The sequence below is a fragment of the Leptospira bouyouniensis genome (genome assembly GCF_004769525.1).
In the GTDB taxonomy this organism is placed as follows: Bacteria; Spirochaetota; Leptospiria; order Leptospirales; family Leptospiraceae; genus Leptospira_A; species Leptospira_A bouyouniensis.
Genome location: NZ_RQFT01000009.1, coordinates 24323 through 41417, shown reverse-complemented (window position 1 = coordinate 41417; position 17095 = coordinate 24323). Strand labels below are relative to the sequence as shown.

Here is a 17095-nt window from a genome sequence, read left to right as displayed (position 1 = left end):
TTAACTACTCATTCGGTAGAAAGTCTTCTTCACCCCAAGGCAATTCTACCTGGTTACCGCTTGCAACTGGAGAATGTTCTTCCTCAATACCACCTTGCGCTTGTTCCTCGTCTGCGAAGACTTTCCCAAACTCCTGACTGAAATATTGATTTCCACGTAAGAGGCCAAGACGTGCCAGTTTCTTTCCCTGCTCTACCGTTATGATTCCGCGAGCTACATAATCTTCCGCTTCCTCTTTCATGGTAGGTAAATCATTTGCTTTACGTATTTCATCAAGTGACCGACTAACTTTGAATTGTTTGTCTTCGAGGTCTGCTTTTTTGTCCTCTTGCTCTGTTTTCACTCCGATGAAATTCAATGCGATTGGGCTTTCATCACTCGGATCGAAAACTTCATTGAGACAATCTTGATGAAAACTCATGATAGATCCATGAGCTCGATCTCTGGAAAAATGCTGTCTTCCATCCATGGAAGGCTCTGCTAATGATTGTGATTGATTAAGTCTAAGTCCGAGTTGTGCAGGATCAATTCCGTGTCTTGCAATAATAAATGAAGAAACCATTTGGAGCATTTTATCGAATTCAAAATCATCCGACACATCCAAGTTATGTACCTGAATTTCTCCAGCCCCAAACATCATTGGGATTTTGAAACCCTCTCTCGGTCCATAAAAGGCATTTTCCCAAATGAGTTCAATTCGCTCTTGATCAGCTTTAGGAATTGCGTTTTTTGAAGAAATAATAGCCTTTGGTGGATTCCTAGAGTTGAATCTGTCTGCATTATGTTTTATAGTAAAGAGTAGGGACATGATCTCAACCAAACAAGACTCGATAGGCGAATAACCAAACCCACGCATTCGAATATCAGAAAGGTTATTTTTATGACGGTAAACAATTCGTCCTGATTCATAAGTCTCAGTGACTGTATTGTGTACGATTTGAACGTGAGTGATATTTTTATCACCTTTGTATCCTTTCCTTGGATCCACACGGAAAATAGTCGCGGGATCCAAATAACGAACGTCACAAATCTCTCCTGCTCGATTAAAAGTTCTCAAATATGCAACGGCATCTATTGCAAGAGTGTCCCTAGTAGCCATTTCAAGGACTTCTCCGAGTCGTTCACGCTCTCTCCAATCTGCTTGTGATTTGTCTCCCATTAGGAAAACACGATTTGCGAAACTGACCATCTCTTGCCTTTGCAAATCTGTTGCGGATATGTTCTTTTGCTTTAGAATAAACTCGAATCCTGGATCCTCTCCAATTTTCGCATACATTGATACATCATCAGCCATGATTTGGTGAATTGCGCCTATCAGTGAAGATGCATAAGATATATTCCTTAGATCCTCGAGAGGTATACGATATATCGGACGAACTCGGATCCCTTGCTGGACAGGGACCACCATATCATCTGAATAAATTGGATTCTTTTTGTCCTTTGCTGTTTCCAGCAAATTAAACATTCGATTATTTAATTCAACTGCCTGCTTAACTGTTGATTTTGCAGGTGAATAAAAAAAGGATTTCCTAAACTCCTCCACAGTCATGGTCCTCGGATCGGAAGAGGGTTCCTCGACTGCTTTAGCCTTACCTTGAACAACCTTCTCTCTTAACTCTGGTGGAGTTCGATAGAATAGATTCTTCTCATAATTTTTCCCACGTGGTCTCGGCATGGGAAGTGACAAGAAATATAGTTCTCAATCATTGCAATCGTTTTTTAACATTGAAAGTAGGGTTTTAAGGGGTTTTTAAATTCGTTTGAAAACGATTTGAATACTCAATTTGATTGAACCTAAGAGCTGTTTCTTATTTCCTATGAGACAATGCCTGCGTTAAGCTATTCCTAATTTCTTCGAAAAGTAATTCTGTTTCATTTTTCTCATATTCTATTTTGTAGTTTTCACCATGCTCTTTTTTCATGAAGCTATCAAACAAATCAGCAAAGTCGAAATAGTTAGAATCTCCAACTTCTTCTCTATATTTGATTAATTTCAGTAATAGAGAGGCAAACTCTATATTCTCTTTGCAAATATAGTAAATAATTGATTCAAAAGTAGAAATTGGCAATATAAAGATATGACTTAAGTTAAAATTGTTTATTTTCTCTTCGAAACCTGGGTAATTTCTTTCTAGACCTTCTCTTATAAATTCATCATAAACTTCTTCAAACCAACTGAAGTTTAGATCATCTAATGTAACTATTAGCATGAAGTTGTTTTTAAAAATTACTGTATCGAGATAAAAATGCGTTTCTATACTTTGAACTAAACCTTTTAAAATACTCTCTTTATATGAACTTATTAAAATCTCTAACTTAAGGTCAACTTTCGAAAGCTTCGGCGCATAAATCGCTTTACATTCAATTGTTACTTTCCCAAGAGATTCAAACACAAGGAAATCGGCTTTCTTTTGACCTTCCTTTAATTGGTATCTCTTTTCTATTTCTTTTTCATTCAAAAATGAATTGAATTTTCTTTTCAATAGAGAGTGGGTATAGGTTTCAAAGGCTTTCGAAATTCCGGCGGGGTTCTTGATAAATGCCTTTTCTATTGGTAGCCGTGTCATTGCTTTTTCAAAAAGGTGTTTGCTTATCAAATATTTTGCACCTTTAATTTCCCATATGGGGTACTTGTATAATATTGATTGGTCGAATATTTCTAGTCGCTTACTTCTTGCCTTTGCATCCTGAAGTATATCCTTCTGAATGTAACTAATATCTCTTGATAGGTAAGAAGTAATTTGATCAAATATTTCCTTATCTTCAATCGCCACTTTGATGTCTGAAATATCCAATATTGGAATATCCAGGTGTGTTTGATGCCATGCATAAATTATAATAACGTATTTGAGAAAATCCTTGTAAGAGAAATTCACATCATTTGAAAAATTCTTCTCAAGAGTACGTTCAGATAATTTTAACAACTTTATTGTTCTTTCTATTTCAGGAAGACTTAATTCTTGTTGGCATCCAAATTGCTGGAAAGCAAATCTTCGCATTATCTTATTTAGTATTTGTTTGTTTGATTCACTTTCATAAGCGGGAACAAAGCTATTTAGCTCCAAGCAAAGATTATGGAGATTTAGAATATCCATGAACTTAATTTGCTTTCTAGGGTTGAATCCACCATGAACTACACAAATTTTTAGAAGAAACAATAGATTCCAAATCTGCATCTTCTCGATTGGGATCCGATCTTCTTCCAAAAGACGTATTTGTTCAATCAACGCGATAGCAAAAGATCTTCTATCAAATTTCGAAACGATTTGAACTATCCGATTGTAAATAGGCTCAGTATCTTTGCTCATCTGTTAGAAATAGAATTCATTTTTTAATGAAATCAACTTTCCCTTTGAATTCTTTTGTAAGGATATTGATTAAATCTTCCTTCACATTACCGCCAAGAATAACAATGCATTTTGTTTTTAACACAAATGCGTCTTCATCACCAAGGAATTTTTTGCCAAATTTTTTCAGAGACTCCATTTTACTTAGATCTTGCAAGATATCTTTTATTGGCTGGGAATTGCCAACATATGAATGTCTATAGAATTTAAATTCTATTGCATACAAGAGAATGCTCTGTTTAGTTTCGTGATAAGAATTCCCGTAAAGTTCAACTATTCTTCCAAAATATTCATTAAATAATCCGTTTTGTGGTGTCCCATTTATATAATCTAAATCTTCATTATTATCCGAAATCCATTCTATAAATTTTGGGTTAATTACAACACTATCAATATGGCTGCGCTTAAAATTAGATTTCCTTGGACGTATTCTGAATTTTTTCTCTTCAATCGAACACTTAAATGGAGTTGGATATTCAGTATGAAATAAAGAATGTTTTATATCATTTGAAACATTCTTTTGAAATAATGAATAAAATTCTGAATGTATCTCTTTTTCTGTAAAAAAATAATGATCTGGTCTACTTTTGAATATTTTCTCAAGTTCCTTTATTTTATTTTCTATGGCTTGTATGTTCACAATAGATCCTCAATGCTTTCACCCAGTGAAGTAGTAATCTACTTCGAATACATTTACTTTTGAAGCATTATTTTGATTTGAGATACTATCTATTATAAAGCAATATGCTTCTCGACTTGAATCTTCTTTTATCTACTCGAAATGTTAAGTGGAGAATCAAATAAAAATCTACTCCAAATATAACAGAGAGTTAAAAGATTCCAAGCTATTTTCTTTTTACCCAAACTTGTTCTGCAGCTCGTCTCATCTCTTCAACACGTTGTCTCTCGATGAATGGATTCTTTGTATCTGAATTCACTTCTCGTCTCCATTTCGGAGTTGTATGTAATATTCCTCTTTTCCTTCTAACATTCACTTTGTCTATTGGGTTACGAATAGGGGCAGCAATTTTCACAAATTCGTTTTGCCAATGATTGATCTGATTCTTTAATTCAAAAATATTCAACTTCTCATAAATCTTTTTCATAGAAGCTTTTATCGTTTTCGAAATATCTTTTCTAGCCAGTATCCTTCGGTAAGGTGATTTTGCTTCGTCATACTTTCGAATTGCTTTTGAACCAATCCTATGTTTCTCCTTCAAGATCATCACTGGTAGAAAGTAATTATTGTAAGTATTTAAATCTTGGTACAGTGATCTGACAATATCTGCTTGGATTTGATTTTCAATACGCAAATATCCAGTATTCCTTCTTACAACGCTGTAATTCTTTTGTTCAATATGTGGGTTATCATTCTTTTTGTATGGTCTTCCGCGAGTGAATTGGATATCGTTCCTTTCTGCATAAGCTAGAATTGTCTGATTAATAAATTCTGCTCCGTTATCGGAATGGATTCCTAAAAGTGGGAAGGGTAATATTTTTTTCAGTTTTATTAATGCTTTTAGCATCTGGAATTGAGTTTTATCTTTCACCAGTATACAAACAGTCCATCCCGTACAAACATCTGTTGCTGCAAGTGTTGAATAAAATCCTCCAAATACATTTCCACCATTATGGGCGACTAGATCGATTTGGACAAAACCAGGTAGAGAACTTTTCCATTCGCCAAACGTTTTGATTGGGATCCGATCAATAAGGTATTTAGGTTGCTTCGTCGTAGAGGTGCCTTTGCGACCAAGTTTTTTCCTGGCAGGTTTCAATAAGCGATCCACTGAAGCAGAACTGATGGAGAGAAGTTTGTCCTTGGTTATTTTATCAATTTTAAATACTTTGAACTGTTCGAGTTTGGCTAAGACATCTGGCATTGCCATCACGAGTCTTTTCCCACAAATTCGATCCAGGATCTCCCAAATCTTCTCTAAATAGAATCTGACGTCATCATCATAGCTTGATATACGCTTCTTTCTTGCTCTCAGTTTGACAACATTGTCTTTTTTCTTTCTAAGGACGGTTCTGGCATAGGATCGATTGAATCCAGTAGCTTCAACGAACTGATCGAGTATTAGGCTTTTTTCTTTTTTCGAAGCCCAAAGGTATTTCTCTTTGAACACTTGAACCAACATAGAACGCACCATCTTCGATTGCTTCATGGACATCACCTGCACATGAGTGAATCGTTTCCTTAACTAATTTGGAGTAGATTTTAAGATGATGCAACGACTAGTGTTTCGAGTAGATTATTACGTGATGCAGTGAGCCTCTTCCGATAATATAGATTATGTCGCATTACGTTTGCTAGTCGGTGTATAGAAAGGCACATCGGTAACACTTTAGATCACTCACATGGGTGACACTTTTACTAATCAATTCTATACAATAACCTCTGGTATTTCAACACTTTACTCGTATACAAATCTAAAATTCCAAGGATTGCGTTCGCAAAATAAAGACGACAATGCCTGTCAGAGATCTCTTCAAAGCCAACCACCTCTCGAATAGAAGGATTCCCAATAAAGCTTAATTTTGATAGTAAAGGTTCTAGTATAAATACTGAAATTGCTATTAAAATAAGGATTCGGAATCGCTAGGGCTCTTATTAATGTTGTATAAAAGCAGCTAACCCAATATAATACTCTTTCGAAGAAATTAATAACATTTTGAAGATGCCAAAATTCTTAATTTTAAAGGTGAAAAGAAAAGTTCCATTTAAAAGATCCTAGATGAGTGGAATTATCAAATTCTCAATTGTTGATGCAGCTGATTTTTCAACGGCATTGTTTTTCCTTAAATTATTTATTAAAACTTGCATCTTACTCGACACAACAATATCAGTTCAATGGTTGCAAACTTAGACCTGAATCGAAACCATATCAATTCATTATTAATACTCACTTTTTAAGCTTTAAATAAAGGAATATCACTACTCCTATAGAAATAAGTAACAAATTCATAAAAACAATATTCCCAATGATGAGAAACATTATTTTTTCATTAATTGATTCTATTTTACTTGAAAGTGATAATTCAGATTCTTGAATTTTGAAATTCAATTGGATCAATTCATTCTTAAATAAAGGTTCATCATTTGATGGATTTTCTTTTTTTGTTGGCAGAGCAACTGGTATTTTCGTTTTCTTTACTTCTGGAATCTCTACTTCATCTACTAAATCTTTATTCTTAAGTTCATAATAACGTTGTTGAACTAGTGGGTCTGCGCTCCAAAACTCATAAGCTTTGGAATAATACTTATAAGCTGTGCTAAACTTTCTTTGAATATAATTCTGATTTCCAAGTTCGATCCAAATTTTCGATTGCAATAAATCATATTCAGGATTTGAAAACTGTACTTCAGAACGTTTTAAAATTTCCGATTCTGCTTCCTGGAATTTTTTTTCTTTATATAAGCTTTTTGCTAACTGAAGAGGATCTTCTACTTTTTCAGAAAAAAGCGAGAATTGAATTATAAATAAGGTTAGGATTGAGTATACTAATTTCATCGGCTTAAGATTACCGCCTTATGAGCAAATCTTGGTCTTGGCATTTTTATGGATTCTAATCGCCAAGGCCCGCCTATAGGATTCGCCAAATCAATAGAGTAAATATTATCAGTAGGAATGTTGATACTTGTAGAACCACCCATAACATACGCTCTTCGATTTTGATAAGCGATTGCGATACTTGGATAATAAACAGATGCTGGTAGTGTGGGACCTGCTTGGAAGATATTTGAACTAATACCAGTCCGGTAGTAATCGTAAGAGGATGAAGGTGTTATTGCAGTTACCGGTTGATTGAAGTTTGAAGCTGTACTTCCTCCTACAACTAGAAAAGCTTGAGAATCATTCGGGTAAGGATCTGAACTTTGTGGATTATAACAAACAGTTGCAACCCCATGCCTAGCTTGGTTGATAGATGCTTCGACTAATGTAGTAGTAGAATTGGCTGATGGCAAATACACATCTGTAGTTGCATATGAATTTCCATCTGAATATAAGCGTCCTCCACTGTAAAAGAGAGATCCGTTCATGATGCATCCACCCATATCAAGTCTAGGAAAAATTGCATTATTTGATGTGTATTGAGTCCATTGTCCCATACTTCCCAAGCTTGGATTAAAACGAAAAACTGTGTTTAAGATGGTTCCAGTAGTCATATCCATAGTTGTAGAACCAGAGATTAGATAGACTTCTTCACCATTGGAAACACCGATCCCCCCTTGCAAATCGATTGGCATATCAGCCATTCTTTTCCATTCATTTCGGACTGTGTCGAATCTTTCGACAATTCTAGATTGTATCCAAGACGAACCTACTTTTGTGGCTCCGCCAATTACAAAAATATATCCTTTATGATATACTATTTGCGAAAAAGCTCTAGGCGTAGGTATCTGAGAAACGTTTTCAAACCATCGATTTTCAATTGGATCAAATACATCAATCATTCCTACTGGTTCAAAATTGGATCCAATCCCTCCTAAAATCCAAATCGATCGAAGTCCGTTGATTCTATCTAGAAAGTCGTTTGATGTTGTCACAAAGGATTGATTCCCACTTGTTGCTGCACCAAGTTCCTTGCAGTATACTTGATAATAGTATCTTGTATTAGGTTTTAATCCATCTACAATGAAGAGGTGTTCTTTTCCTTCTCTAATACTTACCCTCACATTATCTGCACCAAGCAAGGCTCCTACTCCATTGAGGGGAAGTTCAGAAAAAGCCATGAGTCCATTCGTTTTTTCAGAACAGAGGACAAAGATATTTGCACTAGTTTCACCTATATTCGAAAGTCCAAATCCTTCGAGCTTTATTTTTTCTAAAGCTTCTGTATCAGAAAGTGGTGAGTTGTAACAGTGGATTAAAAAAAGAACAGAAAAAATAATGATTAATAAAAATTTCAAAACTTCAACATTCCTTGAATCGTAGGTCCAGAAAAACAAACGGTTGTGGTAGTTTCAAAACCACAAAAAGTATTTATGCCCAGCCGTAATTGGAAATCATTAATTTTATAACCCTGCCAACCTATCTCAATCATGGCAAGCGGATTTAAACCTGATCGATTCCTATCTTCTGCAATTGTATTAACATAATTTCCACCTAACCCAACTTTTCCGTAAAAATTCAAAAGAGGATTTTGTGGAAATTGATAATGAGAGTAATAATAAACGATTCCATTAAACATATTGATTCTGTAATCTGAGTTTACTCCCCAAATACCATCTAATTGCAAACCAATCCTTCCATAGCCCTTCCAATCTAAGTATGCAGGTTCCAGGCTTAAATACAATTGGTTGAGTGTTATATCTAAACTTGGAGACCTGTAAAACCCATAACCTAACCCTACAAATGTATTTAGCGATTCCAAGGAAGAGACCAGATATTTTTTGGGAGGTGGGAAATTTTTTTCCCTATTTAAATCTGATTTTTCAATTCTTGATTTATCTATATTAACAAAACCTAATTGAGTTTGCAAAATAATATGATCTTGGTCTTCTTCAATCAGATAGCCTATTAATTGACTATTATCATGTAAAACAATTCTGGATAGTCCAATACTAAAATCGCCACCAGACTTATCTTTTTCAATCTTAGTTAGTTCAGATTTCGGTATACGATAATCCTTACCCTGAAATTGGAATAAGATTGACCTCTCATCTTCTGATATTATTTTTCCTAAATATTTATTGCCAGAAGGTAATTCAATTTCTGCTCCAAACAAATTCATGCCACCAAAAAATAGAAAGACCAGACAATTCAATAATAGTTTGCGTTTAAAATGGATTTTTCTCTTTTTATTCATATAATCACATACAGTTTTAAAAGCCTCGAACAAATAGAACTAACTCATAAGTGAATTAATTAATAATACAACGTACTTGCACAACTTATATTGAGAAAAAAGAATTAAGGAAGTAATTACCGATTGGTTTATATCTTTTAAAGTTATGCTTCAATTGCTACATAATTATTATTTTTTTGTTAGTAAGAGGCAAATCTCTTTCCCTAAAGACATTCCAGATTCAATCCCAGGATCGTGATAATAAAATGTTTTATATATCGGAGCAAGTGATCTACTCATACTAAACTTTATTCTGAATAGTAAGTCACTACGATGTTTTGAGAAAGCTATTAATTCAGCTTCCGTAAGCTCATCATTAATATCTGAAAAATTATCAAGCATCAAATTCATATCAATCTTTTCTTCATTTAACGGGAGCTTATCTTTCGAGCTATAATTAAGAAATTTATATTTTAAAAATTCTACACTTACTTCTCTGCCGATATTATTACATTTTTTAAGTTCTGCATTAATTCCGGCCATAGCTTTATTGTAACCATTTCTAACATAAAATCCATCCCCAAAAATGACATTTATATTAGATTTTGCAGGGAATTCCTTTTCTAATTTTATATTAGTAATCGATTTAAATTGATATTGATAGCATGAATTCAATAACGAAACTAGAATTAAAACAATCTGAAGTTGTCCAGGATTATTAAATTTCTTAAAATTCATAAATTTTACCTTCCCCATGACTCAGTGTACCATCCTCTGTGCCTTGAATACCATTCTAATCCTCCAATCAAAAGCCCAATTGGTCCTGGTAGCCAAACAATTGAAGTTCCTGCAAATGGGAATGGTACAAATAAAACACTTCCACTTTCAGCCATTGTATATGCTGCTGCTGCTTCAGTTAAACCAAAAAAATAAATAGCCACGCCATAAGATAATATGTCATTCAAAGTTAGATAATTCATAAAACCATCCCAATATTTTCCAAACCGTTCAGGATTTTTATCTCTATGATCATTATTCTTACCTGATAAGTAAGCAGAGGCTATGTATAGATTTGCATTAGGATTATCTTTTACTAGCAGAAATGCTGCAAATGCCCATTTCCAAGATTTGCCTATATGGATTTTATCTTCTCTTTTCCCTTGTAAATCACTGTATGTTCCTCCAGCTCTTTTTCCCATTGTAAATCCCATAAAAAGATTTCGCACTCTATCAAAATCATTGTCTGCTGGTAACAAATAATAAGCGGCAAGCGCATATTGCAAGGCTTTCGAAATGTGAGGTTTTCCTAAATGAGAAGCATTTTGACCTATCGTCTTCTCAATGTATGTTTGTTTTCCTCTTTCATTGCCTCTAAATGTTCTGAATGCAGATGCTGTTAATAGCAACCTATCGCTTTCATTCATACCAGAGCTTAGTAAATAAACAACAGCGGCACCGAGATAAGGAGACTGTCTTCCATATCCAGTAGGATCATGATAGTTTATAGGATTCCCATTAGCATACATATACCGATTCATGCCATGTATTTGTTTTGGATAAACTTTTTGGTCTCCCGTCAAAAAACGACCGACAAAAGGATCATAATATCTTGCTTTCATATAATATAATCCAGATTCTTTTTCTTCCGTTTGTCCCGCATATTTGATTTTACTAATATCCGGTCCACCACTATCCGTTCTATGAATCAAGCCATAGGGCTTATATGCAATTCGAGATCTCCCAGTCCAATCACCTCCAGACAATGGGTTTCCTTTCGAATCCGATAAAAAGCTAACAGAACCTAAATGGTCTGCGTGTTGAAACGAGATACCAGATGATGTTGTTGGTGAAATAGGAGGTACTATCGCACCTGTCCCGGGGATGTAATCGTTTCCTTCATCATTGACAGACTTTGCGGAATCAGAAACATGTGTTGGAAATAATATCAGAGGTTTCCCATCTCCATCTCCTCCGATTCCTAAAAACCCACAATTGCTAACACCGAGAAGAAATGAAAAAAGCAACAATACATTTGCATATCGCATAATAGGTAAAACAAAAATGGAAAAGTTAGATTGTTTTTGATTGCGAACGAAAATGAATAAAAATCCAAGGAATGCGAATTGGATTGAAAATGTTCCAAATCTTATATTTTCATTTGTTATCTGTTTTCTTAGTGGTTTTAATACCAAAGAATCAAATTTATTTTTTCTATATAATTCACAGTCCATTGTAATTTTGGAACAATCGAATATAGATAAATTTAGACTTAAAATTTTATCCCAAGGATTGAGATAGCTAAAATTTTCATCCCTCAAATATTGAACGTCTGGAATGGTTATTTGTGCTAGTGGTTCTCCTTTCAATCCCTTAAGATATATGGTAACAGATTCCGGAATACCTTCCTCCCTCGTGATTTCAAAGGCATCTCCAAATAAATTGTAACTAATCTGTTTTCCATTCCCTACATCTTTTTTGATTCGATTCCCGGAATGGTCATAATAGTAACGAATAGAAGTGCCTCCAACGGTAGTGATGCTTGTTAATAAATTATTGGAATCATAAGTATGAACATCTCCATTCCGATTTACCATATTTCCGTTCGAATCATATGAGTAATGAAATGTTCCTATTTGAGGAGACTTTGCTTCGGTGACCAAGTGAGGTTTATTTAAATTTTCATATTTAAAAGTTACATCGCCTCGTTTTAGTAAGTTACCATCTGCAGAATATTCGTATAATTCTTCGCCATATTTCCCACTAGACTTTACAAGACGGCTCAAAGAATCATATTCAAAATTTTGAGTTCTATCTTCTCGGTTATTATCTAATATTTTGCTAATATTTCCGCTTGGATCATACTCATATTTCAAATTTTGTTCTAGAAACCCATCCGCTAGTTTAGTTCGAAGTCCAGTTAACCTTTTGAATTTTTTATCAATTTCAATAGTAGACTCAACTCCGTTTCCTATTATTTTTTTAATTACAAAGCGATCATTTTCTAGAAATGGTCCTTCATATTTCACCAGAAGTTGGTTAGTTGAGTTGCCATCCGCAGAATCCAGAGTCATCTGATTCAAATGACCACCAGATCCATAAGTATAATGAATTACCGTTCCTTCTGGATATCTCGTGAGAGTAGGATTGTTATTGGTATCATACTCTGATTCGACAAACAAAGTTATATCATCCATCATTTTCTTTTGCCGGATTACATTACCTCGCATGTCATAATCCATCAATACTGTTAGGCTGCCATCATTAACCTGTGTCAATCTTCCGACTGGATAAGACTGCGATGTAGCACCCCCAACGTCGTACAGATAAGATATTGTTTTTCCGTTAGTTACCTGTGATTTGATCCTCGACAAACTATCATAGGTGAATTCGGTTATTGTTCCGTCTGATTTGATCGTTTTTGATATTCGCCCCAACAAATCATATCGCATTTCTATATTACCAGACGATTTATCAATTTGTCCTATTTTTCGACCTCTGGTATCATATTCATATCTAGTTTGATTTCCCAACGAATCAATAATTGTTTTAACTTCACCTCTAGGATTATAACTCATCGTATGGGTGGAACCATTCATCGTTCGTCGGATCTCCTGACCCAAAACGTTCTTTTCAATTTCCAACGTTTGGACTAGCTCGCCTGTTACCGAAAACATGTTTGTAGTCGTAACTAATTGGTTTGGAGAATATGATATTGAAATTCTTTCCCCATTCGAATTTATAACACTTGTAACCCTGTCAAAGTTATCATAATTATACTCTTCCCACTCTTCTTCCATAAGTCCAGAAATGATTGGATTGTATTTACGATAGAGCCGCCCATTAGAATCATATATCATTCGTTCTGTAAGATTAGATGATTCATTTAGCTGAGTGATCTTACTTTCAGGTTTCCCATCATGATTAATTATTTCGGTAGTGACCGAATATCCACCTTCTGAGTTACGAGACTGTTTTATTACTTGAAGCTTCGTCTCATCTTTCATGAATTTGAAACTTTGTTTAAGACTAGGCTCCGAATCACCCGGAAGTGTTTCGCTTTTTTCATTCAGAAAAGGATCATATGTTTTTTTTAAACTTGTTCCGTTTGGCGAAATTTCTTCAATTAATGAATCTGTAAGTAAGTCATATCTTTTCTCTGTTCTATGACCTAAGCTATTCATTTGCGATACAACATTGATTCCGGAATCGGAATCATATTCAGTTATCACTTCACCGATACCCGGAATATTTTTTACCGTATTTCTGCCGAGCATGTCATAAGTCATTGTCACTTTCGATTGGTCTGGACTTCCAGTAAATGACACAACTTCAGCAACCAAATTGTTATTGGTATAATTAAATTCCTCATCCGAAACTAATTCAGATTGCGAATAACTTTTCATTCTTTTAAGTCTTCCAATAAAATAGTTATCAAATGAAGTATTATTATCAAAATTTGATTCTTCTTCTTTTACCAATATGTTATTAACGAATGTTTTTTGAGACAAAGCATTGCCATAAATGTCATACCCTGCTTCGTATTCTTCTTTTTTATAAAGATAAGAGTCTATGTAGGATTCCGAAACCTGCGAATTTCGTAATACTAATTCAACACCAAAAGGATTTTTGATTTGATAATTATAAGTTAGGCTTTTTGCAAGTGTCCCATCCGAATAAAAACTCATTATCGATTTTTCTAGACCGGCAAATTGGGGTCCTGCTTGGTTATATATTATTTCTTTTCTTACATTATGTAATAGATTAGTTTCAATTACTTTTTCAAACCCATAATACGCCCGGGAAAATAAATCACCAAGGTGAATTCTAAAATTTTGATAATCATACCTATCTACTATGACTTTATCTGCACTTTTCGATACTATCTCATAAACCTGTTGTTTTGATATTGGAACTGAAAGCTTTGGGTAGGAGCCAATATTAAACTGGATAGCATTTTGAAATTCTTCTGTCTTTTTATATCGAATTTCAGTTTCAAACCACATCCCATCTGATAGTTTTACAAGCTTATCATGTGAATTATTCAAAACTACCGGAGTAACACTTAAATTTCCTCCTTCTGGAGTATCGTAAAGAGCTAATAAGCTAAGGAGACTTAGAAGTAAGCCTGGTGACATTGTTGTTTTGGGAGCTTTAAATAAGGAAACAAAAGCATCAAACCCCCTTGCATGCATCGCAAAAAAATTCTGACTTCTGCGCGTACCATCAACATAGTCCTGAATGGCAGGGTAATAACTTAAGTAAGGTACATTTAGTAAAAATGCGTTTTTATCAGCCTTTAGATGAATTAGTTCTACTCTTCCATCCTTGTTTAAGTCCATTGCTCCATAAAACGAATCAGCTTCTGCCAATGTACCTCCACTGACAAAGCCTTGTCCGTTTCCATAATTGACAGCTACTCTCGATCCATCAAAGGCTAGTAAGTCGACTTTCCCGTCTCCATTCACATCAGCAAATGTTTTAGTTTTAAGAATTTCATCTCCAAAAACTTCTCCCTGGTAAACCATTCCGGAAAGATAACCTTGATTAACTCCTTCCGCAAAACTTTTCCCTAAATTTAAATAAGTATAAAATAATCCATTGGGTAGTAATACGCAGAAATCTGGTCTACCGTCACTATTGATATCTGCAAGCCATCTGTTGTATCCTTCCTCTTTAATATTCCCATTGCCCGTGTAGATTCCACCCATTCGATACTCAATGGAATTACCGGAGTTTAAGAATATTTTTCTTATAACTACCTCGCCGTTTAAAATATGTACAAACTCAGGCTTTCCGTCAGAATCAAAATCGATAAACTGCCCCATTTTTTCATTTATAAAGATTGGGCCAATGTCTATATGATTTTCGCCAGAAAAAGAAGTACCTTGTGAGTAACTGATTGAAATCGTTGTATCATTAATCTTTTTTATATAATCTGAACGTCCGTCTCCGTCCATATCAACAAGACCTCCCTTCCAGGTTAAATCAGGAGGACTAAATAGAAAATCAACGGGCGGGGTAACCAAACTTAAATTTGATATCAGATATGGTTCAGTATAATAGCCATTCCGCGCGAAAGTAACTAATACATTTTGACCATTCGAATATGCTAAGTCTACATTTCCATCTCCATCAACATCCCCCCAAGACATTGTAGAAAAACTATTATAACCTATACCATGCAAATTCGGAGATACAGTGGATTCATCCATACTTGTTGTTGGATTTTTAATTGTGACAATTCTGAACGAACCTTCATCTTCATTACCTACAAGTCGAACTCCTTCCAAGCTTCCATCACCATCCGTATCGCCGAAGGTTAGAAGATTATTTGGACTTCTGGTTCCTGTCATACAAGGAAGCCACCACGTATTCTGAAATTGACTGCAAAGCAAACCATACCTGGCTTTTTCGGTCTGGCAGACCAATAGACTCGCTGGGTTTGGCATATTACATACCATCGTGTTGAATGCCAAACAGTTTAGTGTACCTAGGTTGCATTCAAATTTATCTTGCAATGGCACTCTTGAAACTGCAAAAAGATTTGGAATTCGTTTCTCAACTTTTGATCCATATACAGATTGTGTTCTCTGGCTATAGGATAATTGAATATCAAAGTATTTGCCATCTCCAAAGTTATTTGATTCTTCGCGAGAAATCGTAATTAATTGTGCTTCTCCTAATAGATTTGTAGAATAATCAAATTTATATAAACGGACAGTTACTCCAGCTACTTTTACTCTAATCTCGCTTATTAATTGGTTATCTTGCGATTGAATAAAATTCGTATATTTCTTTGCGTTATCGTTATTGTCTCGATATTCGAATGAGATTTCTCTGTTTTGGTATGCAATTTTTGTAACAAATATACCTGCACTGCTATTCGGTTTCTCATATGTTACAGTATATCCAACACCAAAAGTGTCCTTTACACTCGTTAGCCACCATCTTTGGACCTGATCTTGGCTATACAATGAATTTTCAGTTTGATACTGATCGTTGCCCCCAAATGTATAAATCAACCCGTTTTTGTCTTTCGCTTGCCAAGTTTTCGAGTCAAGTTTCTTGAATATAAATAATGATTCAGGTTTAGTTCGATAAATATTTAATGTATTCGAGGGGACTAGCTCTCCACCTAGTGTAGATGTAAAGCGCTCGATCCCATGATCATACGATCCGCGAACATCTCTTTCTATGTAATGATTAAGATTTAAATCCCATCCTTTTCCTAATAACCCAGTTGGTAATTCCGAATTATACGAAAGTTGCAAATTAGGTGCTATTTCTTTTAGGGCAACAGGCAGCTCAATGGGGAAAGTAGTAATAGCATTCCCGAACTGATCAACCGAGATTATTGGTAAATTTTGAGGAATTTTTTCGTTCCAAAAATCCATCAAGGTAAAACTTGAAAATGAAAAGAACGCAAAAGATAATAGTAGTATATTCTTTAATTTTGAAAATTTCAAAGCGAACCCCAGAGCCATTACTTACAATAACACGTGTTTCATAATAAATTAAAATTCAGAAACATAGGTCAATGTTTTTTCGTACAACTTATATATTCTAAAAAGTTTTATTTGTATTCAAAAAGGCTTAGATTTTGATGCCAGAAAAAAGCTATTATATTAATAACAGTTCAGATTAATTTTATTTCAGAAATTTCAAATTATTTTGAATTTCGCATTTTTTTTCAGAATTAATAAAACAGAAATATCACAGACCATAGCGGAAAACATTCCGCTATGGTCTGTGATAGAAAAAAGGCCTTTATCCCCAATTCGAAATTCTATAATCGAAAAAATGGATGATTTTAAATTACTACTATGTCACCTAACGCCTGAAACCATTTACAGTCATTGAAAAAAGTAGGGTAATTAAATCTCTGTAATTGAAAATACAGCCTTTTTTAGGGACCATATAAAGAACCTCTTTAAGTACCTTTACATAGAACACTA

Annotated in this window: 9 protein-coding genes and 1 pseudogene; all 10 read right to left on the bottom strand. The window is 34.6% G+C overall.

The genetic code is table 11. From position 1 onward, the window contains the following. Positions 1 to 4: 4 nt before the first annotated feature. The 10 genes and pseudogenes from EHQ43_RS10165 to EHQ43_RS10120 all read right to left on the bottom strand — a co-directional run bounded on the left by EHQ43_RS10165 (position 5) and on the right by EHQ43_RS10120 (position 16606). A complete protein-coding gene (locus EHQ43_RS10165) occupies positions 5 to 1687 on the bottom strand; it encodes a phage portal protein (RefSeq protein ID WP_167481781.1) in 1683 nt (560 codons plus the stop codon). A gap of 121 nt (positions 1688 to 1808) precedes the next feature. Next, positions 1809 to 3308 carry a hypothetical protein gene (locus EHQ43_RS10160; RefSeq protein WP_135771132.1) on the bottom strand — a complete coding sequence of 500 codons (1500 nt, stop codon included), beginning with the start codon at positions 3306 to 3308 and terminating at the stop codon, positions 1809 to 1811. A 16-nt stretch (positions 3309 to 3324) separates the two neighbouring features. Then, the gene (locus EHQ43_RS10155) at positions 3325 to 3987 is read right to left on the bottom strand and encodes a hypothetical protein (RefSeq protein WP_135771131.1); all 663 of its coding nucleotides are present in this window, start codon (positions 3985 to 3987) and stop codon (positions 3325 to 3327) included. 205 nt (positions 3988 to 4192) lie between these two features. Then, on the bottom strand, positions 4193 to 5521 hold the full coding sequence (locus EHQ43_RS10150) for an integrase catalytic domain-containing protein (protein WP_135771130.1): 1329 nt from the start codon (positions 5519 to 5521) through the stop codon (positions 4193 to 4195). 203 nt (positions 5522 to 5724) lie between these two features. After that, positions 5725 to 5880, bottom strand: a pseudogene (locus tag EHQ43_RS19855) (IS481 family transposase); the annotation flags it as partial. Positions 5881 to 6253: 373 nt separating this feature from the next. Next, positions 6254 to 6862, bottom strand: coding sequence for a hypothetical protein (locus tag EHQ43_RS10140; RefSeq protein WP_135771129.1), 609 nt, complete (start codon positions 6860 to 6862; stop codon positions 6254 to 6256). Further along, complete coding sequence (locus tag EHQ43_RS10135) at positions 6859 to 8262, bottom strand: FBX42 beta-propeller domain-containing protein (protein WP_135771128.1); 1404 nt, start codon at positions 8260 to 8262, stop codon at positions 6859 to 6861. Before EHQ43_RS10135 ends, EHQ43_RS10140 begins: the two co-directional genes overlap by 4 nt. Further along, positions 8259 to 9161 carry an LA_3334 family protein gene (locus EHQ43_RS10130; protein ID WP_135771127.1) on the bottom strand — a complete coding sequence of 301 codons (903 nt, stop codon included), beginning with the start codon at positions 9159 to 9161 and terminating at the stop codon, positions 8259 to 8261. The genes EHQ43_RS10135 and EHQ43_RS10130 overlap by 4 nt, the downstream gene beginning before the upstream one ends. Positions 9162 to 9329: 168 nt before the next feature. Continuing rightward, on the bottom strand, positions 9330 to 9878 hold the full coding sequence (locus EHQ43_RS10125; protein WP_135771126.1) for a hypothetical protein: 549 nt from the start codon (positions 9876 to 9878) through the stop codon (positions 9330 to 9332). Between the two features lie 5 nt (positions 9879 to 9883). Then, positions 9884 to 16606, bottom strand: a complete 6723-nt coding sequence (locus EHQ43_RS10120) for an RHS repeat-associated core domain-containing protein (protein ID WP_167481780.1) — start codon at positions 16604 to 16606, stop codon at positions 9884 to 9886. Positions 16607 to 17095: the final 489 nt, after the last annotated feature.

Excerpts from the sequence above, each read along its gene's own strand:
- EHQ43_RS10130 (WP_135771127.1), bottom strand. The coding sequence starts at position 9,161 with ATGAATAAAAAGAGAAAAATCCATTTTAAACGCAAACTATTATTGAAT.
- EHQ43_RS10160 (WP_135771132.1), bottom strand. The coding sequence starts at position 3,308 with ATGAGCAAAGATACTGAGCCTATTTACAATCGGATAGTTCAAATCGTT.
- EHQ43_RS10125 (WP_135771126.1), bottom strand. The coding sequence starts at position 9,878 with ATGAATTTTAAGAAATTTAATAATCCTGGACAACTTCAGATTGTTTTA.
- EHQ43_RS10150 (WP_135771130.1), bottom strand. The coding sequence starts at position 5,521 with ATGTCCATGAAGCAATCGAAGATGGTGCGTTCTATGTTGGTTCAAGTG.
- EHQ43_RS10140 (WP_135771129.1), bottom strand. The coding sequence starts at position 6,862 with ATGAAATTAGTATACTCAATCCTAACCTTATTTATAATTCAATTCTCG.